Raw genomic sequence first — 23,678 nt, 5'->3', positions numbered from 1 at the left:
TCGGTGCGTGCGTGCCCGCCGGGCCTCAGCCGGCCTCAGCCGGTCGAGCGCTCGAGCCGCGCACGACGAGCGTGGGGGCGAGCACCTCGTGCACGTCCTCCCGTCGCCCGCCGGCGCGCTCGCGCAGCAGCTCGACCGCGCGTCGGCCCATGAGCTCGCGCTGCTGCTGCACGCTCGTGAGCCGCGGGCGGGCGCGCGTTGCGAGCGCGGTGTCGTCGTAGCCGACCACGGCCAGGTCGTACGGCACGCGCAGGCCCAGGTCGTGCGCCCGGTCGAGGACGTCGAAGGCCTCGACGTCGTTGCGGGCGAAGACCGCGTCGTACCCCGCCGCGAGCAGCGGGTCGAGCGGGGGCACCGCGCCGTCGTGCTCGACGACGCGGACCCGGTCGCCGAGGCCGTGGTCGCGCATCGCCGCCTCGTAGCCGCGCCGGCGGGCGGTCCCTGCGGGGCGTCGTGAGCCGGTGACGTGCGCGATGCGGGTGCGCCCGGTGGCGACGAGGTGGTCGACGACGAGGGCCGCGCCGCGCTCGTCGTCGTTGTTGACGAGGTCGACGCCCGCGACGGGTGCCGCCGGGCGGCCCACCACGACGACCGGTGCACGGCGCGCCGCGGCGGTGAGCACCTCCGGCTCGACCCACGACGACACCACGACGAGCCCGTCGACCGCGAGGTCGAGGAGCTGCTGGACCCTCCCGGCGAGGTGACCGCGGTCGCGGGAGCCGTGCGCGAGCAGGACCGACAGCCCGTCGGCCTCCGCCGCGGCCTCGACCGACGCGACGATCTCGGTGTGGTACGGGTTGTCGAGGCTGGACAGCACCACACCCAGCAGCATGCTGCGGCCCTGCTTGAGGGCGCGCGCCAAGGTGTTGGACCGGTAGCCGAGGGCGTCGGCCGACGCGAGGATCCGCTCGCGCGTGCGGTCGCTCACGCCGGTGTCGCCGCGCAGCGCCAGCGAGGCCAGCGACTTGGAGACCCCGGCGTGCGCGGCGACGTCGAGCAGGGTGGGGCGGCGCGAGCCGGTCGAGAGGGTCGTCACGACTCCATCCTCGCGCCTCGGCGGCCTGCGTCCGCGCGTCGATCTGGAACGTTCCAGAAGTTCTGGTGCCGTTCACCGTCGCGCCACCTGCCGGACGACGGCGGTTGGGCGGCCGTCCCTAGCGTCACCGTCGTGACCCTCACCACTCCCGTCCCACCGGCCCGGGCCGACCGCCGGACCGCGGTGGCGGCGTCGTCCACCGGTGGCCTGACGACCCGGCCGACCGCCCTGCTGCTCGACTTCGGGGGCGTCGTCTTCGCCACGCGCAAGCGCCCGGACGGCATGGCCACGATGGCCGCGCACGTCGAGGAGGTCCTGGCCCGCGGCGGCCAGCACGTCCCGGCCGAGGAGCTGCTGCCCGTCCTGCAGGGCGGCCAGGTCGCGCTCAAGCACTGGAAGCACGCGCAGTCCCGTCGCCTCGAGCCTACGGAGCTCGACCACCGGACGATCTGGCGCGAGTTCTACGGGGGACCGCTGCCCGAGCCGGCGCGCGAGATCCTCGCGGGGAGCGCCGGGGCGCTGCAGGAGCTCCTGACCGCGACGCTCGCGGAGCACGTCGTGCGGCCCGGGATCCCCGAGCTGCTGGACCTCGCCGAGGACCTCGGCGTCCCGGTCGGCATCGTCTCCAACGCCCACAGCGGGCGGGCGCACCGCGCGCTGCTGGCCCGCCACGGGCTCGAGGACCGGTTCGCCGTGCAGGTGTACTCGGACGAGGTCGGGATCCGCAAGCCGCACCCCGGCATCGTCGAGCTCGCCGCGCGAGCCCTCGGGACCACGGCGTCCCGCTGCTGGTACGTCGGCGACACCCAGGACCGCGACGTCGTCGCCGGACGGCGCGCGGGCGTCTCGGCCGTCGTGCTCACGCGGCACACGCACACGGACGACCCGCCGTTCCCCGTCCGCGAGACCGCCGACGCCGTCCTCGACACCCCGGCGGAGCTCGTCCCGCTGCTCCGCGACGCCGACGCCCGCGACGGTGCGGACCGTGCGCGCTCCGGACCGGCTCGCGCAGCGGCGCGGGACGGCGCGACGACGACCGGTGCGCGGCACGACCTGCCGTCGGCGATCCTCCTCGACCACGGCGGGGTCATCGCCGTCTCGACGCCCGACGAGGCCGTCCGCCGTCGCTTCGCCGAGCACCTCGCGCAGCGGCTGACCCGCGCCGGGTACGCGGTGTCGACCGACGGTGCGGCCTCGGCGCTGCAGGAGGCCCGCGTCCGGCACCGCGCCTGGAAGACCACGCACGAGACGCCGCGGCACGCGGCCGTCAGCGACGCCGCGCGCTCGGCGGCCGTCCCCGAGATCGACGCCGCGACGTTCTGGGTCGACCTCGTCGCACCGTGCCTCGACGGGGTCGTCGGGGAGGAGGCCTCGGCGGGGACGACCCCGCAGGAGGTCGTCGTGGGGCCGACCGCGCAGGAGACCGCACCGGGGAGGACCGCCGACGGCGCGGGGTCCGTGGACGGCTCGCGCGCCGGGATGCGCGACTGGCTGCGCGCCGAGTGCCACGACCTCATGGTCCGGTACGCGCGCAGCAAGTCGGTGCCGACCGTCCGTCCGGGGGTCCGCGCGCTGCTCGAGCGCGCCCGTGACCTCGGCGTCCCGGTGGCGGTCGTGTCCAACACCGTGTGCGGGCGCGCGGTCCGGGACGAGCTGGCGGAGGCGGGTCTCGACGAGCTCGTCGGTGCGCACGTGTACTCCGACGAGCTCGGCGTCCGCAAGCCCGACCCGACGACGGCGCGCACGGCCCTCGTCGCGCTCGACGCCGACCCGGCGCGGGCGTGGTTCGTCGGCGACAAGCCGGGTCGCGACGTGCCCGCCGCTCGCGGTGCCGGGGTGGGCACGGTCGTGCTCGTCCGCGGCGGCTCCACGCCCGACGCCGAGCTCGACGCCCTCGGGCCGCTCGGACGAGCGGGCGCGATCACCCCGGACGTCCTCGCGACGCACCCGGACCTCGTCGTGGACGGGGTCGACGACCTCGTGCGGCTCGTCCTGCCCTGACCCGCACGGGTCTGACCACCGCCGACGCCTGACGACGGCATCCCGCACCGCCGACGCTCCACCACCCGCACCGACGAGCACCACCGACCCGAGGAAGGCCCTCATGACCGGCTCGCCGACCACCACGCCCCCCACGACCCCGACGACGACAGCCCGCCCGTCCTTCCGTCGCCTCGTGCACGACCCCGACGGCATCTCCGGCTCGCAGAAGCTGATGATCCTCGTGCTGTCCATGACGCTGTACGGCGTCGCCGACATCGTCGCGGACATGCTCCCGTCGTTCGAGGTCGGGTCCTTCGAGGTCGAGATCGCGTACTTCGCCTTCATCCCCGTGGTCCTCGCCGCGCTGCTCACCCCGCTGTGGGTCGCGCTCGGCGTCGCGATCGGCGAGGCGATGATCGCCGACATGCTGCTCGGCAGCTTCGGCGGCTTCGGCGAGGTCGAGGGCTTCCTGCAGCTCTTCGTCGGGACGTACGTCGCCGGCTGCATCGTCCGCGACCCGCGCAACCGGCGCCAGCTCTTCTGGGCGGCGATCGCCCTCGTCTCCCTCGACAAGGTGAGCTCCGCGGCCATCGACGTCGTCAAGGTCGCGGTCGGCGTCGACCCCGACGCGCTCGACGAGTCCGGCGGCACGCTCGGAGCGGTCGTCGTCGCGGAGAGCCTCGAGCTGCTCGGGGCGCTGCTCGTCACCGGCGTGCTGTTCGGCGGGCTCGCCGCGATGTGGCTCGCGCCGCGCCTGTACGGAAAGATCGAGCCGCTCATGGGCCTGCGGCCGCGCGACCCGCAGAACCCGCCGCGACTCGTCGGGCCGTGGGGCGTGAGCTTCTGGCTCGTCGCCGCCCTCGGCATCGCCGCCGCCGCGGCGGTGGGCGTGCTGAGCCAGTGGGAGGACCACGCGGGCCGCGAGGACGCCGTCACGACGCTCGGCTCGTTCGACGCCGAGCTCGTCGACGCCTACGGGGAGAACCTCCCGTGGGTCGCCGCCGTCGTGGGGCTCGTCGTCGGACTCGCCGCGGTCGTGGCGATCGCCGCCGTCGTGAACCGACGGCGCGACCGGTCCGCCGCAGGCGACCGCGCGAACGACCAGACCTCCGGCGGCGGCCGCTGATGGGCACGCCGACCGTCGGCCACGAGTCGACCCGCGAGCCCGCCCGCGAGCCGGTCCACGAGTCGGTCCACGACGCGGCCGACGAGCGAGCGGCCGAGGTGGCCGTCGAGGTCGAGGGACTGACGTTCCGGTACCCGGGGGCGACGGTCGACTCGCTGCGCGGCGTCGACCTGCGGATCGAGGCGGGCGACTTCGTGGCCGTGGTCGGCGGCAACGGCTCGGGCAAGACGACGCTCTGCAAGGCGTTCAACGGGCTCGTGCCGCACTTCTGGAACGGCGACCTGGAAGGCAGCGTGCGCGTCTTCGGGCGCGACACCTCGACGCTCACCGTCGCCGACCTCGCGGACGACGTCGGGTACGTCTTCCAGGACTTCGGCAACCAGCTCGTGCGCCCCACGGTGCGCGACGACGTCGCGTTCGCGCCCCTCAACCTCGGCCGTGCCGACTGGGCGGCCCGCGCGGACGGCGCCCTGGACGTGCTCGGCCTGGGCCCGATCGCCGACCGCTACACGTGGCAGCTCTCCGGCGGGCAGCAGCACCTCGTCGCGCTCGCCGGCGCGATGGCCCTCGCGCCGAGGCTCCTCGTCGTCGACGAGCCGGCGGCCGAGGTCGACCCGGCGCGCGCGGCGGCGATCTACGACCACCTCGCGCTCCTCAACGAGCGGGGCGTGACGGTCGTCGTGGTCGAGCACCACGCCGAGCTCGTCGCCCGGTACGCGCGGTCGGTCGTGCTCATGGCCGACGGCGCGCCCCTGTGGCACCTGCCCGTCGCCGAGGCCATGAGCCGGACCGACGACCTCGCGGCGGCCGACATCCCCGCGCCCCAGGTGGTCGCGCTCGCCCGCGCGCTGGACCCCGTAGTCCGTGCGGGCGGTCCGCCGCCGCTCACGGTCTCGGCGTGCGCCGCAGCGCTCGCTGCGGGATGCCACCACGCGCCGTCGAGCACGGGATCACCCACCGCCGAGCACGCGACCGGCGACCGTCTGCGCGGAGAACCGGTGGCGAACCCCGTGCTCGGCACCGACGACGCGCACGCGCCGGGGTCCGACCGCGACGCCGGGGCTCCGGCCGCCGTCGTCGCGGAGCTCCGCGGCGTCACCCACGGCTACCGCACCGTCTCGGGGCCGCGCTCCACCGTCCTCGACGGCCTCGACCTCACCCTGCACGACGGCGAGCGGGTCGCGCTCGTGGGGTCGAACGGCGCCGGGAAGTCGACGCTGCTGAGCCTGATGTCCGGGATCGCCCTGCCGCACGGCGGGTCGGTCGTCGTCGACGGGCGCGACACCCGCACCACGACCGCCGCCCAGCTGGCCGACGCCGTGTGCTACCTGGTCCAGCGGCCGGAGGAGATGTTCCTGCAGGACTCGGTCCGCGGCGACGTCGCGATGCACCCGCGCGGCCGCGGCGTGCCGGACGCCGAGGAGCTCGTCGACCGCGTGCTCGAGCAGGTGCAGCTCACGGCGCTCGCCGACCGGGACGGGCGCCTGCTGTCCGGCGGGCAGCAGCGGCGCGCGGCGCTCGCCGTCGCCCTGGCCATGCGGCCGCGGCTGCTGCTCCTCGACGAGCCGACCTCGAGCCTCGACGTGCGCTCGCGCGACGACGTCATCGCCATGCTCGCGGCCCTCGCGGCGCACATCCGCTGCACGGTCGTCGCGACGCACGACATGCACCTCGTCGCCGAGTGGGCCGACCGCGTCGTGGTGCTGCACGAGGGCCGCGTGCTCGCCGACACGGACCCCGCGACCCTCTTCGCGTCGCCCGTCGTGCTCGCCGCGGCCCGCCTCGTCCCGCCGCAGGTGTCGCAGGTGGGCGCGGCGCTGGGGGTCGTCCCCGTGCCGTTGACCGTCGACGAGCTGGTCCGCCGGCTCGCCCCCGTGGAGGTTCCCGCATGACCGCCGGCCCGACGACCGTCGGCGCAGCGGCCGGTGCGGATGCGCGGGAGACGGGCCGGCGCAGGACCGGGTTCGACCGCGCGTCGGTCGAGTGGGTCGTGCTCGAGCTCATGCGCGTCGCGTACGCCACCCGCGGCGGGTTCCTCGCCCGCCGCGACCCGCGCGCCGTCGTGCTCTGGTACGCGGTGTGCGCCGTCGTGCCGTGGTTCACCTACGACCTGCGCGTGCTGGGCGTGTTCTTCGTCCTCGCGCTGGGCTGCGCCCTCGCGGCGCGCATCGGGCCGTTGCTGCTCGGCCTCTTCGTGCTCGGGACGGTCGGTGAGCTCGTCTACGTGCTCGTGCTGGCGTTCGTGCTCGACGGCGACCTGGGCGCCCTGGTCGGCCTCGCCCAGGCGTTCCTCAAGCTGAGCACCGTCTCCCTCGTGAGCATGGCGGCGTTCGTCTCGCTCGACCCGGAGAAGATCTCGGACGCCCTGCTCGCCCTGCGGCTGCCCGCCATCCTCGGGTTCGCGGTCAGCTACGGCTATCGCATGGTCCCCGTGCTGGTCGAGGAGTTCCGCACGATCGTCGACGGGCACCGGATGCGCGGCACGCCCTCCCGCGGGCACGGCTTCCTCGGGTGGCGCACGGTGGTGCGCGGCGCCTCCATCGCCGTGCAGGCGTTCTACCCGCTCGTGCTCAACACCGCGAAGCGGACGCGCACCACGGTCGAGGCGCTGGAGACGCGCGGCTTCACGTCCGCGTCCCGCGACGGCGCGGGGCGCCGGCTGCGGCTGGCCCACCTGCGGTACACCGCGGGTGACGCGGCGCTGATCGGCGTGACCCTCGCCGTCGTCGTGGTGGTGCTCGTGGTGCTGTGAGGCCGCCGCGCGGTCAGTCGTAGGCCGTCCACGGGTCCGACCGGACGCGCTCGTCCACCGCCGTGGCGTCCGCACCGATGACGACGCGCCAGTCGCCGCGCCGCACCGCCTCGACGATCGCCGTGGCGGCCGCCGCGCTCGACACGGGCTCGTAGTCCGCGAAGAGCGAGCCGAGTGCCCGCCGCCACGTCCGGGGCGGGGACGGCATCCGGGTGCGGACGTGACCGGGCAGGACGAGCACCGCGGACAGGTGCGGCGCGTGCGCCTGGAAGTCGACGACCAGGGACTCGGTGAAGCCGCGCACGGCGAACTTCGCCGACGAGTACGCGCTGTGCGGGGTCCTCGGGCCGAGGCTCGCCCACAGCCCGCTCACCGACGACATGTTGACGACGGCGCCCTGGTCGGCCGCCAGCAGCAGGGGCAGGAACGCCCGGGTGCAGTGGTAGGTCCCGAGCCAGGAGACGTCGAACGTCCGCTCCCACTCCACCTGCGGGCCGGTGACGAACGACGTCCCGCCCACGATCCCGGCGTTGTTGACCACGAGGTGGACGACGTCGGTCCCGTGCGCCTCCGCCACCTCGTCGCGGAAGCGGTCGACCGCCTCCACGTCGGCGACGTCCACCACGTGGCCCGTCACGCGGACCGCGGGACCGACGGTCCCTGCACGCCGCACCGCCGCCGCCAGCCGGTCGCCGTCGACGTCGCAGACCGCGACGTGCACGCCCCGCCGGACGAGCTCGAGCACGAGGTCACGCCCGATCCCCGACGCGCCTCCCGTCACGACGGCGAGGCGGTTCTCGAACCTCTCGAAGGGGGCCACGGCGCCCACTCTGCCAAGTCGGCGGCGAGCAGCCCCCGTGACACGTCGGCGACGAAGGAAGGGGCGGTGGTCCCGGTGCCCTGATGCACCGGGACCACCGCCCCGCGAGGGCGGCACCGTCGACGTGAAGCCGCCCTCGAGATCGTGACCGCGCGGACGAGGGTCAGGCCTGGAGACGACGCCGCAGTCCGAGCCCGATCCCGGCGACGCCCGCGAGGACGCTCCCACCGAGGAGCGCCGACGCGCCGACCGACAGCTTGCCGGCGGGGGACTCCTCGACCTCGGTCCTGAGCTCCGTGGTCCCGGCCTGGAGCGTGCCCGTGCCGTCGGACAGCGTCTCCGCGCCGTCGGCGATCTTCGCGCTGCCGTCCCTCAGGTCCGACGCGCCGTCCGCGAGCGACGACGTGCCCTCGTGGAGCGTGACCGAACCCGTCGCGAGCGCAGCATTGCCCTCGGCGAGCGTCGTCGCGCCGGCCGAGAGCGTCGTGAGTCCGCCCTGGAGCCGCAGCGTGCCGTCCTCGAGACGCGTCGTCCCGGCGAACAGGTCGCCGGATCCCGTGGCGAGCCGTGCCGCACCGTCACGGAGGTCGCCCGCACCCGTGGCGGCGCGGAGCGTCCCGGCCTTGAGCTCCGCGGCACCGTCGGACAGGCGACCCGTTCCCTCGGCGACCTGTGCCGCCCCCGCGCTGAGCTCACCCGTCTTCGCGTCGAGCGTCGCGGCACCGGCCTCGAGCTCTCCGATCCTGACGTCGAGGGTGGCCGCACCGCCCGAGAGCTTCTGGACGCCCGCCGCGAGGTCGGTGTCGATCCCGGCGCGCAGCTGCCGGACGCCGGCACCGAGACCCGGCGACTCGGCGGTGCCCTCGCCCAGCCCGGCCTCCAGGCGGGCCAGCCCGACGGAGAGGCCGGGCTTCTCCGCCGTCCCGGCGCCGAGGCCGGTGGTGAGCGCGTCGATCCCGCCGCCGACCCGGCCCGCTCCCGCGGCGATCTCGCCCGCGCCGCCGGCGATCCGCGCCGTGTACCCGGGCGTCTCGGCCGTCCCGTTGCCCAGCGCGCGAACCGTGCCGGCGAGCGTCGCGAGGGTCTCGGGCGTCGCCGGGACCTTGCCGCTCGCGAGCGCGTCGAGCGTCGCGGCGACGTCGTCCAGGCCGTTCCCGACTCCCTGTGCCGACGTCTGGAGCGTCGCCGCGGACGCGCCGAGGGACGTGGCGCCGTCTCGGGCCGCACCGGCCCCCGCGATGAGCTGTCCGACGCCGGCCTGCAGCTGGTGCACCCCGCCCTGTGCCTGCGCGACACCCCCGGCGAGGCGCTCGGCGCCGTCCGAGAGCCGTTCCTGACCTGCCGCGAGGTCTCCGACGCCGCCGCCGAGCTGGTCGCGGACACCCGCCCGCAGCGCGGTCGTGCCCGCGGCCAGGGTGCCCGCACCGTCGGAGATCCTGCCCGCGCCGTCGGCCAGCGCGGAGGCCCCGTCCGCGGCGGTGACGGCACCCGTGCTGAGCCGACCGGCGCCGGCGTCCAGGTCGGCGGTTCCCGTGGCGAGGCGCGCCGCCCCTGACGCAGCGTCGCCGGCGCCGGTGGCCAGGCGTGCCGCGCCGTCGTTCAGCTCGTCCGCGCCGGTGGCGAGCTCGGTCGCGCCGTCGAGCGCGGTGGTGCCGCCGGCGGCGAGCCGGGCCGCGCCGTCGGACGCCTTCTGCGCCCCGGCGGTGAGGTCGGCGGCCCCGTCCTCGAGGTCGCCCGCCCCGATCGCGAGGCGGACGGCGCCGTCCTGGGCCGTGGCGGTGCCGTCGGCGAGCTCGGCGGCGCCGTCGTCGAGGCGGGAGGCGCCGTCGTCGAGCCGGGTCGCGCCGTCGGCGACCCTTCCGTTGAACACGAGCAGGTACGCGACGAGCCCACCGACCAGCACGGCCAGCACCACGAGGGCGGCGGACGTGAGGACGGTGTGGGCGCGGGACGGTCGGGTGGCGGCGTGCAGCGTGGTCGGCATGGTCGTCCTTCCTCGCGCCCGGCGTCGTCGCCGGGCGGTCGGGAGCGGGGAGGGAGGCCCGAGGAGGTGGGCCACCGGACGTCCGCCCCCTTTGGCGGGACGCCGGGTATCAGGTAAATCTCGATCGACGCTAGCAACGCGAGCGGCACCGGGGACAGCGAGTAGCAGGTACATGTGCCTGAAGTCGCCGTCACGATTCGGTCACGGGGGCGGAGTATCCAGTACTTCGTCGGTCACGAGGTCGCCCGCGGCAACCGAGGTCGTCCACCGGCGGTGGACGGTGCCGTGGATTGTTCACCATGACGTCACCCGGCGGTCCCGCACCGGACGCCCGAGCGACACGGCGCGCCACGACGCTCTGCTCGGCCCGTCAGATCCGCCGAAGGAGACCCATGCCACCGACCACCGCGCGCACCGGCACCCGCCGCTCGCGCCTCGCCGCGTTCGTCGCCACCGGCGCCGCGCTGACCCTGGGGCTGGCCGCGGTGCCCGCCCTGGCCGCCGTGCCGTCGGGCACGGGTACGCAGGGGACCGTTGCCTCCCTCGCCCGCGCTGGCACGTCCATCTGGGCGCAGCCTGCCCCGGACGAGACGTTCCACCGCCTCGCGACGTACCCGGTCTTCGAGAACCGGCCGAGCGGGGCCGCGGTCGAGGACACGACGGTCGCGGAGATCTCGGCGGTCAGCGAGGACGGGAGGACCGTCGTGCACACCGACGCCGCCGCGCGCCGCATCGGGTTCCTCGACATCTCCGACCCGAGCGCGCCGAAGGGTCTCGGCACGCTGAGCCTCGCCGGGCTCGGCTCGGAGCACGACGAGCCGACCTCCGTGGCGATCGTCGGCGGCTACGTGCTCGTCGTGGTCGACACCTCGGAGAGCTTCGTCGACGCGAGCGGTCGACTCGACGTCGTGGACCTCGCGACGCGCGAGCGGGTGACGTCCTTCGACCTCGGCGGGCAGCCGGACTCGATCGTCGTCACGCCGGACGGGCGGCACGCGGTCGTCGCGATGGAGAACCAGCGCGACGAGGAGGCGACCCCGGAGGGCGCGGACGAGGGCGACCTCCCGCAGCTGCCGGCAGGCTTCCTCCAGGTCCTCGACCTGCCGGGCGCCGACCCCGCGGGCTGGTCGACGCGGCCCGTGCCGCTCGTCGCCGAGGACGGCTCGGCCCTGCCGCTGCTCGTCGAGGCAGGCCTCGACACACCGCAGGACCCGGAGCCCGAGTACGTCGCGGTCAACCCTGCGGGGACGACCGTCGCGGTGACGTTGCAGGAGAACAACGGGGTCGTGCTCGTCGACGTCGCCACGGGCGAGCTCGAGGGCGCGTTCACGGCGGGCACCGCGTCGGTCGCGGGCGTCGACACGGTCGAGGACGGCGTCATCGACCTCACCGGCTCGATCACCGACGTCCCGCGCGAGCCCGACGCGATCGGCTGGCTCGACGACACGCACGTCGCGACCGCCGACGAGGGCGACTGGAAGGGCGGCTCGCGCGGGTGGACCGTCTTCGACACCACGTCGGGCGAGGTCGTGTGGGAGGCGGGTGCCGAGATGGAGCACCTCGCGGCGCGCGTCGGCGTGCACAACGAGAGCCGCACGGAGAACAAGGGCACCGAGCCCGAGGGCCTGACGGTCGCGACGCTCGGCGGGACGCGCTACGCCTTCGTCGGGTCGGAGCGCTCGAACGTCGTCGCGGTCTACGACGTCACCGACGCCACGTCGCCGCGGTTCGTGCAGGTGCTCGCGACGACGAACGGCCCCGAGGGCCTGCTCGTGGTGCCGGAGCGCGACCTGCTCGTCGTGTCGAGCGAGGAGGACGACGCCGAGGTCGGCGTGCGCTCGGCCGTCACCGTGTTCGGCCTCGGCGAGCAGTACGCCGACGCCGCGGGGTCGCCGCAGTTCCCGAGCGTCGTCTCCGCGGACGTGACGGAGGGCGACGCCGCGGGCACGCCGATCGGGTGGGGCGCGCTCGGCGCCCTCACCGCCGACCCGGCCGATCCCCAGCGCCTGTGGACGGCGACCGACGCCGCGTACGCCGTGACGCAGCTCCTGTCGCTCGACGTCAGCGCCTACGGCGACGGTTCGCCCGCCCTGATCGACCGGTCCGTGACCCTCACCGCCGACGGCGCGCCCGTCGGCCTGGACGTCGAGGGCGTCACCGCACGTCCCGACGGCGGGTTCTGGCTCGCCGTCGAGGGGGCGTCGGGTCCCGAGAACGCGGTCGTCCGCGTGGACGCGGACGGCGCTCTCGTCGAGACCGTCGCGCTGCCCGACGACGTCGCCGCCGGCCTCGGCAAGCAGGGCCTCGAGGGTGTCGCGGTCCAGGGCTCGGGCGCGACCGAGCAGGTGTGGGTCGCGCTCCAGCGCGGCCTGACGACCGACGAGGGCGGCACCGCCGGGACCGCACGACTGGGCCGGTACGACGTCGCCACGGGCACGTGGGACTGGTTCGCCTACCCGCTCGAGCAGACCACGACGGCGGGCGACTGGACGGGCCTCAGCGAGGTCGCGGTCGTCGACGACGACACGCTCGCGGTGATCGAGCGCGACAAGCTGAACGGGCCGGGGGCCGCGGTGAAGCGCGTCTACGCGGTGGACGTCCCCGAGACGGCGGTCGGGGCGGCGTCGTCCACCCCGGTCGCGGTGACCAAGGGGCTCGCGCACGACGTCCTGCCCGACCTGCGCGCCACGAACGGCTGGACGCAGGAGAAGCTCGAGGGCCTGGCGGTCGCGGGCGACGGCACGGTCTACGCCGTCACCGACAACGACGGCACGTCCGACGCCACGGGCGAGACCGTCCTCCTCGGTCTCGGCGACGCGGCGGACGTGTTCGAGGGCCACCTCGACCCGACCGACCCGGGCGAGCCCGGGCCCGGCGAGCCCGGTGGCGAGACGCCGGGAGCGGGCGCGGAGCCGCCGTCGCCGGCGCTGCACACGGTCGACGCCGACGACCTCACGGACGACAACCAGGGCGGCCTGTCGCTCTCGCCGAGCCGCGTCCGCCCGGGTCAGCAGGTCACGGCCACCGCCGACGGCTTCGCGCCGGGGGAGTGGGTGGCTGCGACGCTGTTCTCGACGCCGGCCGAGCTCGGCATGTTCCGCGCGGACGCGGACGGCGTGCTCACGGCGACGGTGACGATCCCGGCCGACGTCGCGGCGGGCACGCACCGGTTCGCGATCGTCGGGCAGGTCGACGGGCGCGTCCTGTGGACAGAGCTCGAGGTGCTGGCCGACGCCTCCGCAGGCGGCTCGGGCGAGGACGACGACGCCGGGTCGCCGGGCGGTCTCGCCACGACGGGCGCGCACGTGGGCGCCTTGGTCGGCCTCGCGATCGTCCTGGTCGCCGGTGGCGTCGCCATCGTCCTCGCCCGCCGTCGGATGCGCCGCATCCCCGGGTAGGCGACGCGAGCAGGAGCCCTGGTGGGGCGACGTCGGATGCGAAGGGCGTCGAAGCCGCGCGCGGCCACGGACGGCCGACCGTCCGTGGTGACGGCGCAGCAGCCCGAGCACCGACGGCGCACCACCAGGGCGGGAGCGGGGGCCGGGGCGGGGCCCCCGAGTCCACGGGCGGTCGCGGCGCGGGGCTCAGCGGTCGTACGGCGCCCAGCCGTCGTCGCCCGCGAGGTACGCCTCGGGCGTGTGGGCGCGGGCCTCGGCGCGGGAGAGCTGAGGTCGTCCGGTCCCGGTGAGCGCCCCCGGGCCCCGGTTGGCGTGCTCCGCGTTGCTGCCGGGGTTCCAGTCGAAGCCGGACATGGTGGTCCACACGTCGTCACGCTTCAGGTGGGCGCCCAGCCACGAGCCACGGACCACGACCCTCGGGTCGGTGTCGGGGTTGCTGCTGGGGTGCCACGGTCGTCCGAGGTGGTACGAGCCGCGGTCGGCGTCCGTGACGAACCGCGACCCGACCACGAGGAACCCGTGGGAGAACCCGGACGACGTGCTCGGCGCGAAGACGTAGCCCGACGGCGTGCTGTCCCGGCGCAGGGCCTTGATCCGCGAGTCCTCGATCACGGCGGTCGCCCTGCCGAAGATGAAGTCGACGTCGCCCTCGACGTAGGAGCCGGTGATGTAGACGCGTGCCGCCACGTCGACGCTCGGGGTGTCCAGGTAGAGGGTGTCCTGGTTGCCGAGGAACCGGACGTCGTCGAAGACCACCCGGTCGGCGCGGGTCTTCACCGCGACGGCCTGGTGACCGGAGAGCTCCGGGTGGGCGGCCTCGTCGAACCCGTTCTCGAACGTGACGTGCCGTGCCTCGAAACCCGCTCCGGAGACGGTCACGGTCGCGCTGCCGGTCGTGCCCCACGTGCCGCCCTCGGGCTTCGGGGTGCCGGCCGCGCGGTCGTCGGTGATCACGACGTCCTCGGGGTCCCCGGTCGACCCGACGAGCAGCAGGTTGGTGCGGTCGGCGGGGACGTCGACGCGCCCGGGGTACGTCCCGGGACGCACCAGGATCCTGACCTGCTCGGCGGAGTGGGCGGGCGCGAGGTCGACGGCGCCCTGGATCGTCGTGGTGTCTCCGGAGCCGTCGGCGGCGACGACGATCCGTGGCGCGGGCTCGTGGTGCCGGGGCGACGCCGTCGCGGCCGACGCGGGGACGAGGAGGAGGGCTCCGGCGGCGAGCGCGACGGGCAGCGGGGCGCGGCGGCCGCGGTCGCTGCGGCGGGACGAGGACGGGTGCGGGCTGGGCAAGACGGTGCCTCCTGGGATCAGCGGGTCGACATCGACCCGAACGGCTCCTCGGCGGTGAGAAACCGGTTCCCCAGATGGTGTCACCCGCCCCGACGCGGGACAAGTCGCGAGTCGGGGCGCGCCGTCCGACGTGGCCCTCGGGGCTCGGTCGCCGTCGTTCAGTCCCGGTCGTTCGGCATGAGGAGCCACAGGACGAGGTACGCCAGGACCTGGGGGCCGGGCAGCAGGAGCGACACGACCGTGACGACGCGCACGACCGTCGTGCTCCAGCCGAAGCGGCGCGCGATGCCGGCGCACACGCCCGCGATCATGCGGCCCTGACGCGGGCGCGAGAGCGTGGCGGAGTTTCCGGAGGAGGCTGCAGGAGTGCTCATGTCCTCGACGCTACGACCGCTCGTGCGCGAGCGACATCCGGAGAACCCCCGACCCGACCCTGGTTCTCGCGGACCGGACCCCGAGCCGCGTCTCGCGCCCGGAGGCGAGACTGGTCGGCATGACGTGGGACGCGCAGGTCGGGGTGGTCGGTCTCGGGGCGGCGGGCAGCGCGGCGCTGTGGCGCGCGGCGGCCCGCGGCGCGAGCGTGGTCGGGTTCGAGCAGCACGAGCCCGGTCATCCGCACGGGTCGTCGCACGGGCACTCGCGCCTGTTCCGCACCGCGCTCGTCGAGGGTCCGCAGTACGTCGACCTGGTGCGGCACGCGCACGGCCTGTGGCGCGAGCTCGAGCGCGCGTCCGGCCGCGACCTCCTCACGCTCACGGGCGGACTCTTCGTCGGCCGGCCCGACGGCGCGATGCTCACCGCCACGCTCGACGTCGTCCGGGCGCACGACCTGCCGCACGAGCTCCTCGACGCCGCGCAGGTGCGTGCCCGCTTCCCGCAGCACGCGGTGGACGACGACGTCGTCGGCCTCCTCGACCCCGGCACCGGCGTGCTCCGCCCGGAGGCGGCGATCGTCGCCGCCGTGGAGGAGGCACGGCGTCTCGGTGCCCGGGTGCGCAGCCACGAACGGGTGGTGGCGGTCGAGCCGGAAGGAGGGGGCGTCGTCGTGCACAGCGACGGGCCGGACGGGGGCAGGTCGTGGCGCGTGCGGCGCCTCGTGGTCGCCGCGGGTGCCTGGGCGGACCGGCTGCTGCCCGCGCTCACGGTGCCGCACGAGGTGCGGCGCGTGCTGCTCACGTGGTTCGCGCCGCGGCCCGGGCAGGACGCAGCGCACCGTCCCGAACGGTTCCCGGCGTTCGTGCACGAGGCGGACGGGCGTCTCGCGTGGGGAGCGCCCGCGTTCGAGGGGCGCGGCGTCAAGGTCGGGCTGCACGACGCGCCCGTGCCGCTCGTCGACGACCCCTCGTCGAACCCGATCGAGGCGGCGCCCGAGGAGTGGCGCGAGGTCGCGGCATGGGTGGCCCACCGTCTTCCCGGGCTCGACCCGGCGGCTGTCACCGCCGAGGGGTGCATGTACACGCGCACGCCCGACGAGGCGTTCTCGATCGGCGAGCCCGCCGCCTACCCGGGCGTCGTGCTCGCCGCCGCGTGCTCGGGCCACGGGTTCAAGCACGCGAGCGCCGTCGGGGACGCCGTGGCGGCGCTCGCGCTCGACGAGGCGCCGCTCGTCGACCTCGGTGCCTTCTCGCCGGACCGGTTCGGGCCGCGAGCAACGGGAGTCGGTGCCACATTGGCCCGATGAGCAGCACCGACACCTCGCAGAGCCCCCGGAGCGCGGACCCCGACACGCGGCTGTCCCGGTCCGTCGGCGGCCGCCTCCTGTACCTGTTCATCCTCGGTGACGTCCTCGGCGCGGGCGTGTACGCCCTGGTCGGTGAGATGGCGGGCGAGGTGGGCGGCGCCGTCTGGCTCCCGCTGCTCGTCGCGCTGGGGCTCGCGCTGCTCACCGCCGGGTCGTACGCCGAGCTCGTCACCAAGTACCCGCGCGCGGGCGGCGCCGCGGTGTTCGCCGACCGCGCGTTCCGCAGCCCGCTCGTGTCGTTCCTCGTCGGCTTCTCGATGCTCGCGGCGGGCGTCACGAGCGCGGCAGGGCTCTCGCTCGCGTTCGCGGGCGACTACTTCGCGACGTTCGTCGACGCGCCCGACCGGCTCGTCGCCGTGCTGTTCCTGGCGGCCGTCGCCGCCCTCAACGCGCGCGGGATCAAGGAGTCGCTGCGTGCGAACGTCGCCATGACCGCGATCGAGCTGTCCGGGCTGGTCCTCGTGGTCGTGCTCGCGGCCGTGGTCCTCGGGCGGGGCGAGGGCGAGCCGGCCCGCGTCACGCAGTTCGCCGAGGGCACGACGCCGGCGCTCGCCGTCCTCGCGGGCGCCATCCTCGCGTACTACTCGTTCGTGGGCTTCGAGACGTCGGCCAACCTCGCCGAGGAGGTGCGCGACGTCCGGCGCACGTACCCGCGCGCCCTGTTCGGAGCGCTGATCACGGCGGGCGTCGTGTACGTGGCGGTCGGGCTCGCGGCGGTCGCCGTCGTGTCCCCGGAGACGCTCTCGGGCTCGTCGGGGCCGTTGCTCGAGGTCGTCGACGCGGAGGGCTCCGTCCCGGCGTGGGTGTTCTCGCTCGTCGCGCTCATCGCCGTGGCCAACGGCGCGCTGCTCACGATGATCATGGCGAGCCGCCTGGCGTACGGGATGGCCGAGCAGGGCATCCTGCCGTCGGTGCTCGGGCGCGTCCTGCCCGGCCGTCGTACGCCGTGGGTCGCGATCGTCGTCACGACGATCGTCGCCATGGGTCTCGTCTTCACGGGCGACGTCGCGGCGCTCGCCGAGACGGTCGTCCTGCTGCTCCTGCTCGTCTTCGCCTCGACGAACGTCGCGGTCCTCGTGCTGCGCCGCGACCACGTCGACCAGCCGCACTTCCGCGTCGCGACGGTCGTGCCGGTGCTCGGCGTCGCGTCGTGCGTGCTGCTCCTCACCCAGCAGGACGGCGTCACCTGGCTCCGCGCGGGCGCGCTGCTCGCCGTCGGTGTGGTGCTGTACCTGGTGATGCGGTGGACGGGCGGCGTCGGCCGCGATCGCGGGCGGTCGACCGAGATCGGCACATCGGCCTGACATCGGTCCTTCGGGCGGCCGATCTCGTGCGCTCGAACCGATCTCGGGGCGTCGTGCCGATCTCGAGCGCCCGCTCGCTCGGTGCGAGACGTGAGCTCAGTCGCGCGACACCACGACGCTCGCGCTGTGCCCGCCGAACCCGAACGCGTTGACCAGCGCGTGCCGCGCCGTCGTCACCTGCGCGGGACCGCGGACGACGTCGAGGTCGATCTCCGGGTCCTGCGTGTCGAGGTTGAGCGTGGGCGGCACGATGCCGTCACGCAGCGCGAGGACCGCCGTGAGCACGCCCAGCGCCCCGGAGGCGCCGAGCAGGTGCCCGGTGGCGCCCTTGGTGGACGTCACGGGGGGCGGCGTACCGAGCGCCGCCCGGATCGCGGTCGCCTCGTTGGCGTCGCCTGCCGGGGTCGACGTCGCGTGCGCGTGCACCAGCCCGACGTCGCCCGGCTCGAGCCCCGCGGAACGCACCGCCTGCGTGATCGTGCGCGCCTGGTTCTCGGGGTCGCCGCCGACGATGTCGAACGCGTCCGACGTGAGCGCGGCGCCGGCGACGACACCGTGGACCGTCGCGCCGCGCGCCCGTGCGTGCTCCTCGCTCTCCAGCACGAGCACCGCAGAACCCTCCGCCATGACGAACCCGTCGCGGCCGACGTCGAAGGGTCGTGAGGCCTTCTCCGGGTGGTCGTTGCGCGTCGACAGCGCGCGGGACTGCGCGAACGCGGCGATCGAGAACGGCAGCACGCCCGCCTCGACGCCCCCGCAGACGACGACGTCCGCCGAGCCCGCGAGGATCATCTCCCGGCCCATCGCGATCGCCTCCGTGCCGGCCGCGCACGCGCTGATCGGCGCCCGCGCGCCGGCCTTGGCGCCCAGGACGATCGACAGCCACGCCGCGGGCCCGTTGGCCATGAGCATCGTCACGGTGTGGGGAGAGACCCGGCGGTAGCCCTGCTCGTCGAGCACCTTGGCCTGCGCGAGCGTCGTCGCGATGCCGCCGTTCGCCGACCCGATCGCGACCGCGAGCCGCGTCGGGTCGACGTCGGGCGCGCCCGCCGAGCCCCACGCCTCACGACCGGCGACGAGCGCGAGCTGCTCCGCGCGGTCGGTCCGGCGTGACTCGCGGACGCTGAGCGCCTCCGCGAACGCGTCGTCCACACGCGCCGCGATGCGCACCGGCAGATCCTGCGCCCACTCGTCCTCGATGGCTCGGATCCCCGAGCGCCCCCCGACCACCCCCCCCCCCGCCGCCGCCGCGGTCGCCCCCAGGGGGGTCACCGCTCCGACCCCCGTCCCCACTGCGCGCGTCATGGCTGCCCCCGCTCCCTCGACCCGCCGGTGCGTGCGCCACGACGGGTGCCGGCCGATGGGACCCATTCCAGAGCATCGGACCCGGTTCTGTCGTATCGAGCGGTATACCGGCGGGTCGTCCGGGGTGCACGACGCATACCGTGGAGGCCTGCTCGACACGCGACCGAGGAAGGGCCCGGGTCACCAGCCGCCGGGGCTGAGGAGCTTCCGGATCCGCTTCTCGCTCACCGGCCCGTCCGTGCCGAGCTGCTGCGCGAACAACGACACGCGCAGCTCCTCGATCAGCCAGCGCACCTCGGCGAGCTCGCGCGACCGGCCGACGTCGGGCGGCCCGGCGGCGTAGGCGGCGCGGGCCTTCGCGAACGCCTCCTCGACGTCGTGCACGCGCCACGCCAGCTCGGCGTCGCGGTTCGGGTTCGCCTGTGCCTTCTCCAGCCGGTACGACGCCGCGCGCAGGTAACGCGTGAGGTGCGGGAGCCGCTCGGGCGGGGTCGCCGAGACGAAGCCGTCGTGGACCAGCCCCGAGACCTGGTCGCGCAGGTCCGTGAGCGTGTTGAGCAGCGCCAGGCTGTTCGCCGACCGGATCTCCCCGTCCAGCGTCCGCGCCGCCGACAGGGCCGCCACCACGTGCCCGACGACGCGGTGCACCTGGTCCTCCAGGTGCTGTCGGACGAACGTCCGCGCCGCCGCGTACGCGTCCGCATCGCGGACCGTGCGCGCGTCCGGCTGCGCGCCGTACGACCCGCCGCCCCCGCTCGTGAGCGCGATCACGGCCGCGAGCTGCAGGTCTCCGACCAACGCCTCCGTCGACCGGTACGGGCTCGCCGCGAGCGTCAGCGACTGCGTGCTGCTCCACCGGCTCGTGATCCGGCCCGTCGCGAGCGCCGTCTCGCCGAGCAGCAGCCGCCGCACGCCGCGCGCGTGCTCGCGCACCTGCGCGTTCGCGTCCGCGAGCACCCGCAGCGCGACCGTCGGCTTGCCCTTGGCGTCCTGCTCCTCGACGACCGCGGGATACCCGCGCACGACGACACCGCCCCCGACGTCCGTCGACACCGTCTCCGGGATCGCACCGCCCGGCAGGTCCGTCGGCCACGACGTGAGCCCGGTCTGCTCGGCGACGAGGGCCGTCGTGGTCGGGCCGGCGTCCGGTGCGCCGTCGGTGCTCGGGCTGGCCGCGCCGTCGCTCCGTGCGGTCGGCTGTCCGTGGCCGCGCGCGTCCTCTACGCCCTTCGCATCCGACGTCGCACCGCCCGCTCGTCCGTCGTGTCGCCCCGGTGAGCCGGACGCCGACGCCCCCTCCGCCGCCGAACCCGACCCCGCAGCCTCACGCAACGCCGCGCCCACCGCGCCCTTCACGGCGGCGCGGACCGCGGCCTGGTTCTGGGCGGCGAGCCGACGCTGGAGCGCGAGGAGATCCTTCGACTCGTCGAGGACGACCGAGCTCGCGGCGCGGCCCGTGCCTCGAGAATCGATGACGCGGAAGGTCATGCGCAGGTGCGCCGGGAGGCGGGACTCCTGCTCGGGGCCCCAGGCGTCGTCGGGGATGACGACGTCGCGCAGGGCGCGGACAGCGCGCGTGAAGGCGGCGGGGAACGACTCGGCCATGTCGCCGGCGCGGGCCATGTCCTCCCACGCGGGCGAGTTCTCGCGCAGCCAGGCGACGACGTCGCGCGCGACGTCCGGGGCGGGCACGAGCTGGACGCGGACCGGCTTGGGCAGCGAGCGGATCGTCGCCGTCGCGAGCTCGTCCAGGAGGCCGGGGACCATCCAGTCGAACCCGTCGGGCACGACCCGGTTGAGGACGGAGATCGGGACGTGGACGGTGACGCCGTCCGCCTCCGTGCCGGGCTGGAACTGGTAGGTGAGCGGGAGCGTGAGCTCGCCCTGCGGCCAGGTCTCGGGGAACTGCGAGGTGTCGACCTGGTCCGCGTCGGGCACGAGCTGCTCGAGCGTGAACGTGAGCAGGTCCGGGTCGTTCCGGCGTGCGCTCTTCCACCAGCGGTCGAAGTGGGCCGCGGAGACGACGTCGTCGGGGACGCGTTCGTCGTAGAAGGCGAACAGGGCCTCGTCGTCGACCACGAGACCGCGCTGGCGCGAGCGTGCCTCGAGCTCCTCCGCCTCCTCCAGGAGGCGCCGGTTCTCGTGGAAGAACTGGTGGTGCGTCGTCCACTCGCCCTGGACGAGCGCGTGCCGCACGAACAGCTCGCGCGCCGCCTCGGGGTCGACCTTCGCGTAGAGGACCTTGCGGTCCGCGACGATCGGGACGCCGTACAGCAGCACCTTCTCGACCGCGATGGCAGCTCCGCGCTTCGTCGACCAGTGCGGGTCGGAGTACGTGCGCCGCGCGAGGTCGCCCGCGAGGTCCTCGGCCCACTCCGGCTGGATGCGGGCGACGTCGCGCGCCCACAGGCGGCTCGTCTCCACGAGCTCGCCCGCCATGATCCACGCCGGCGGCTTCTTGCTCAGCGGCGATCCGGGGAAGATCGCGAACCGCGCGCCCCGCGCGCCGGTGTACTCGTTGCGCGCCTGCTTCTGCGCCCGGCGCAGCGCCTTCGCGCGCGCCTCGCCCTTGAGGTGCGCCACCGACGACGCCTTGACGTCGCCGGTGTCCTGCATCCCGATCTGCGACAGCAGCCCGGCGAGCAGCGCGCGGTGGATGGTGTCGCCGTCCCACGAACGCTTGTACGCGGCCGAGGTCGGGTCCGCGGCCGGTGCGCCGCCGGTGCTCGGGTCGGTGGTCGGGAGCGCGGGTGGTGCGCCGTCGGTGCTCGGGCTGGCCGCGCCGTCGCCTCGTGCCGTCGGCCGTCCGTTCTCGCGCGCGGCGGAGCCCGACCGGGGCTTGTAGGACATGTCGATGCCGAGGGGCTTGGCCATGTCGCGGAGCTGGGCGACGACGTCCTGCCACTCGCGGATGCGCAGGAAGTTGAGGTACTCGGCCTTGCAGAGGCGGCGGAAGGCCGAGGAGGAGAGGTCGTGCTGCTGCTCGCGGACGTACTCCCAGAGGTTGAGGTACGTGAGGAAGTCGGAGTGCGGGTCGGTGAAGCGGGCGTGGAGCTGGTCGGCCTGCGGGCGCTGCTCAGCGGGGCGCTCGCGCGGGTCCTGGATGGACATGACGGCCGCGATGATGGCGACCTCGCGCGCGACGCCGAGCGTCGAGCCCTCCCAGATCATGCGGGCCAGGCGCGGGTCCATGGGGAGCTGCGCGAGGACGCGACCGACCTCGGTGAGTCGCGTGCCGCCGTCGACGGTCTCGAGCGCGCCGAGCTCGGTGAGGAGCTGGACGCCGTCGCGCACGGCCCGGGTGTCCGGGGGTTCGACGAACGGGAAGCGCGCCACGTCGTCGGGCGAGCTGACGACGCCCACCGAGATCATCTGCAGGAGCACCGACGCGAGGGACGTGCGCAGGATCTCGGGCTCGGTGAACTCGGGGCGCGAGAGGAAGTCGTCCTCGGAGTAGAGGCGGATCGCGATGCCGTCGGCGACGCGGCCGGAGCGGCCCGAGCGCTGGTTGGCGCTCGCCTGCGAGACGGGCTCGATCGGCAGGCGCTGGACCTTCGTCGCCTTGGAGTAGCGCGAGATGCGGGCGGTGCCCGGGTCGACGACGTAGTGGATGCCCGGGACGGTGAGCGACGTCTCGGCGACGTTCGTGGCGAGGACGATCCGGCGCGACGCGTGCTGCTGGAACACGCGGTGCTGCTCGGCCGAGGACAGGCGCGCGTACAGCGGCAGGATCTCGACGCGCTGCGGGTGCTTCGGGTCCCGCACGCGGTCCTTGAGGTGACCCTCGAGCGCGTCGGCGGCGTCGTGGATCTCGCGCTCGCCGGAGAGGAACACGAGGATGTCGCCGGAGCCCTCGCGCATCAGCTCGTCGCACGCGTCGACGATGCCCGTGACGAGGTCCTTCTCCTCGGCCCTGGCCTTCCCGACGCTCTTCCCGCTCCCCGGGTCGACGTCGGGTGAGAGCGGCCGGTAGCGGATCTCGACCGGGTAGGTGCGACCGGAGACCTCGACGACGGGCGCGGCGTCGGGCAGGGCGTCGACGACGTAGTCCGGCGCGCCGCCGAGCTCGGCGAGGTGCGCGGGCGAGAAGTGCGCGGCGAAGCGGTCCGAGTCGATCGTCGCGGACGTGATGACGAGCTTGAGGTCCGGGCGCTGCGGGAGCAGCCGCGCGAGGTACCCGAGCAGGAAGTCGATGTTGAGCGACCGCTCGTGCGCCTCGTCGATGACGATCGTGTCGTAGGCGAGGAGCTGCGGGTCGCGCTGGATCTGCGCGAGCAGGATGCCGTCGGTCATGACCTTGACGAGCGTGTCCTCGCTCGACGTGTCCGTGAACCGGACCTGGTACCCGACGACGCCGCCCAGCGGCACCTGGAGCTCCTCGGCGATGCGCTCGGCGACCGTGCGCGCCGCGATCCGGCGGGGCTGCGTGTGCCCGATCTGCCCGGCACGGCCGCGTCCGAGGTCGAGGAGGATCTTCGGGAGCTGCGTCGTCTTGCCCGACCCGGTCTCGCCCGCCACCACGACGACCTGGTGGTCGCGGATCGCGGCGGCGATGTCGTCGCGCCGCGCGCTGACCGGGAGCTGCTCGGGGTAGACGATCGGCGGGACGACGACGGCCCCGCGCTTCTCGGCGGCGCGGTCGAGCTGGGCGCGGCTGACCTGGCGCGTGCCCGACGCCGGCCGGTTGCGCCGGTCCGGCCGGGTCCCCGGGGCCGTGCTCTGGGTCTGGTTCGGAGCCTGGCCCGCGCCCTGCGGCGCGCGACCGCGGCGGCGGTTCCCGCGTCGCCGGCCCGGCGTACGAGGGGTGCCCTCGTCGGCGCCGTCCTGCTGGGCAGGGCGCACGTCGGGCTGGGGCTGGGAGGACTCGGGACTCACGACGACCCATTCTCTCAAGCGGTGGCAACCGCAAATCGCCGGACGGGCTCCGTCCCGCGAGAGA

Annotated in this window: 14 protein-coding genes; 7 read left to right on the top strand and 7 right to left on the bottom strand. The window is 75.1% G+C overall.

Going from position 1 to position 23,678, the window contains the following annotated elements:
- Positions 1-25: 25 nt before the first annotated feature.
- Positions 26-1,036: a LacI family DNA-binding transcriptional regulator gene (locus NFS20_RS15645; RefSeq protein WP_251152736.1), complete on the bottom strand. Its 1,011-nt coding sequence runs from the start codon at positions 1,034-1,036 to the stop codon at positions 26-28.
- 132 nt (positions 1,037-1,168) lie between these two features.
- Here NFS20_RS15645 and NFS20_RS15640 point away from each other — a divergent pair, with 132 nt between their 5' ends.
- The 4 genes from NFS20_RS15640 (at position 1,169) to NFS20_RS15625 (ending at position 6,897) form a co-directional block, all read left to right on the top strand.
- A complete protein-coding gene (locus tag NFS20_RS15640; protein WP_251152735.1) occupies positions 1,169-3,037 on the top strand; it encodes an HAD family hydrolase in 1,869 nt (622 codons plus the stop codon).
- Between the two features lie 103 nt (positions 3,038-3,140).
- Positions 3,141-4,145, top strand: a complete 1,005-nt coding sequence (locus NFS20_RS15635; RefSeq protein ID WP_251152734.1) for a DUF8171 family membrane protein — start codon at positions 3,141-3,143, stop codon at positions 4,143-4,145.
- Positions 4,145-6,037 carry an ABC transporter ATP-binding protein gene (locus tag NFS20_RS15630; RefSeq protein WP_251152733.1) on the top strand — a complete coding sequence of 631 codons (1,893 nt, stop codon included), beginning with the start codon at positions 4,145-4,147 and terminating at the stop codon, positions 6,035-6,037. The genes NFS20_RS15635 and NFS20_RS15630 overlap by 1 nt, the downstream gene beginning before the upstream one ends.
- Positions 6,034-6,897, top strand: coding sequence for an energy-coupling factor transporter transmembrane component T family protein (locus tag NFS20_RS15625; protein ID WP_251152732.1), 864 nt, complete (start codon positions 6,034-6,036; stop codon positions 6,895-6,897). The genes NFS20_RS15630 and NFS20_RS15625 overlap by 4 nt, the downstream gene beginning before the upstream one ends.
- 13 nt (positions 6,898-6,910) lie before the next feature.
- Here NFS20_RS15625 and NFS20_RS15620 read toward each other — a convergent pair whose 3' ends face one another.
- Positions 6,911-7,717: an SDR family NAD(P)-dependent oxidoreductase gene (locus NFS20_RS15620; RefSeq protein ID WP_251152731.1), complete on the bottom strand. Its 807-nt coding sequence runs from the start codon at positions 7,715-7,717 to the stop codon at positions 6,911-6,913.
- 163 nt (positions 7,718-7,880) lie between these two features.
- The gene (locus NFS20_RS15615) at positions 7,881-9,701 is read right to left on the bottom strand and encodes a YhgE/Pip domain-containing protein (RefSeq protein WP_251152730.1); all 1,821 of its coding nucleotides are present in this window, start codon (positions 9,699-9,701) and stop codon (positions 7,881-7,883) included.
- 392 nt (positions 9,702-10,093) lie between these two features.
- Between NFS20_RS15615 and NFS20_RS15610 the strand changes: the two genes are divergently transcribed.
- Complete coding sequence (locus tag NFS20_RS15610; RefSeq protein ID WP_251152729.1) at positions 10,094-13,099, top strand: esterase-like activity of phytase family protein; 3,006 nt, start codon at positions 10,094-10,096, stop codon at positions 13,097-13,099.
- Between the two features lie 186 nt (positions 13,100-13,285).
- Here NFS20_RS15610 and NFS20_RS15605 read toward each other — a convergent pair whose 3' ends face one another.
- Together NFS20_RS15605 and NFS20_RS15600 are read right to left on the bottom strand one after the other, a co-directional pair.
- Positions 13,286-14,389 carry a pectinesterase family protein gene (locus NFS20_RS15605; RefSeq protein WP_251152728.1) on the bottom strand — a complete coding sequence of 368 codons (1,104 nt, stop codon included), beginning with the start codon at positions 14,387-14,389 and terminating at the stop codon, positions 13,286-13,288.
- A gap of 158 nt (positions 14,390-14,547) precedes the next feature.
- Positions 14,548-14,763, bottom strand: a complete 216-nt coding sequence (locus NFS20_RS15600; RefSeq protein WP_285821140.1) for a PspC domain-containing protein — start codon at positions 14,761-14,763, stop codon at positions 14,548-14,550.
- Positions 14,764-14,882: 119 nt separating this feature from the next.
- On the opposite strand from NFS20_RS15600, the gene solA reads away from it, so the two are divergent.
- Complete coding sequence (solA, locus tag NFS20_RS15595) at positions 14,883-16,070, top strand: N-methyl-L-tryptophan oxidase (RefSeq protein ID WP_251152727.1); 1,188 nt, start codon at positions 14,883-14,885, stop codon at positions 16,068-16,070.
- Positions 16,067-17,434, top strand: coding sequence for an APC family permease (locus tag NFS20_RS15590; protein ID WP_251152726.1), 1,368 nt, complete (start codon positions 16,067-16,069; stop codon positions 17,432-17,434). Before solA ends, NFS20_RS15590 begins: the two co-directional genes overlap by 4 nt.
- A 96-nt stretch (positions 17,435-17,530) precedes the next feature.
- Here NFS20_RS15590 and NFS20_RS15585 read toward each other — a convergent pair whose 3' ends face one another.
- Together NFS20_RS15585 and hrpA are read right to left on the bottom strand one after the other, a co-directional pair.
- The gene (locus tag NFS20_RS15585; protein WP_251152725.1) at positions 17,531-18,739 is read right to left on the bottom strand and encodes a beta-ketoacyl-[acyl-carrier-protein] synthase family protein; all 1,209 of its coding nucleotides are present in this window, start codon (positions 18,737-18,739) and stop codon (positions 17,531-17,533) included.
- Between the two features lie 180 nt (positions 18,740-18,919).
- On the bottom strand, positions 18,920-23,614 hold the full coding sequence (gene hrpA / locus NFS20_RS15580; RefSeq protein ID WP_251152724.1) for an ATP-dependent RNA helicase HrpA: 4,695 nt from the start codon (positions 23,612-23,614) through the stop codon (positions 18,920-18,922).
- Between the last annotated feature and the right edge of the window lie 64 nt (positions 23,615-23,678).

Source organism: Cellulosimicrobium sp. Marseille-Q4280 (genome assembly GCF_943181405.1).
Lineage (GTDB): Bacteria > Actinomycetota > Actinomycetes > Actinomycetales > Cellulomonadaceae > Cellulosimicrobium.
The sequence above is the reverse complement of the archived record's forward strand: the minus strand, read 5'-3'. Positions and strand labels throughout refer to the sequence as shown.

Bases quoted from the DNA above. Each gene is read 5' to 3' on its own strand.
- NFS20_RS15635 (WP_251152734.1), top strand. From the start codon at position 3,141: ATGACCGGCTCGCCGACCACCACGCCCCCCACGACCCCGACGACGACA.
- NFS20_RS15630 (WP_251152733.1), top strand. From the start codon at position 4,145: ATGGGCACGCCGACCGTCGGCCACGAGTCGACCCGCGAGCCCGCCCGC.
- NFS20_RS15625 (WP_251152732.1), top strand. From the start codon at position 6,034: ATGACCGCCGGCCCGACGACCGTCGGCGCAGCGGCCGGTGCGGATGCG.
- NFS20_RS15615 (WP_251152730.1), bottom strand. From the start codon at position 9,701: ATGCCGACCACGCTGCACGCCGCCACCCGACCGTCCCGCGCCCACACC.
- NFS20_RS15610 (WP_251152729.1), top strand. From the start codon at position 10,094: ATGCCACCGACCACCGCGCGCACCGGCACCCGCCGCTCGCGCCTCGCC.
- NFS20_RS15600 (WP_285821140.1), bottom strand. From the start codon at position 14,763: ATGAGCACTCCTGCAGCCTCCTCCGGAAACTCCGCCACGCTCTCGCGC.
- solA (WP_251152727.1), top strand. From the start codon at position 14,883: ATGACGTGGGACGCGCAGGTCGGGGTGGTCGGTCTCGGGGCGGCGGGC.
- NFS20_RS15590 (WP_251152726.1), top strand. From the start codon at position 16,067: ATGAGCAGCACCGACACCTCGCAGAGCCCCCGGAGCGCGGACCCCGAC.
- NFS20_RS15585 (WP_251152725.1), bottom strand. From the start codon at position 18,739: ATGACGCGCGCAGTGGGGACGGGGGTCGGAGCGGTGACCCCCCTGGGG.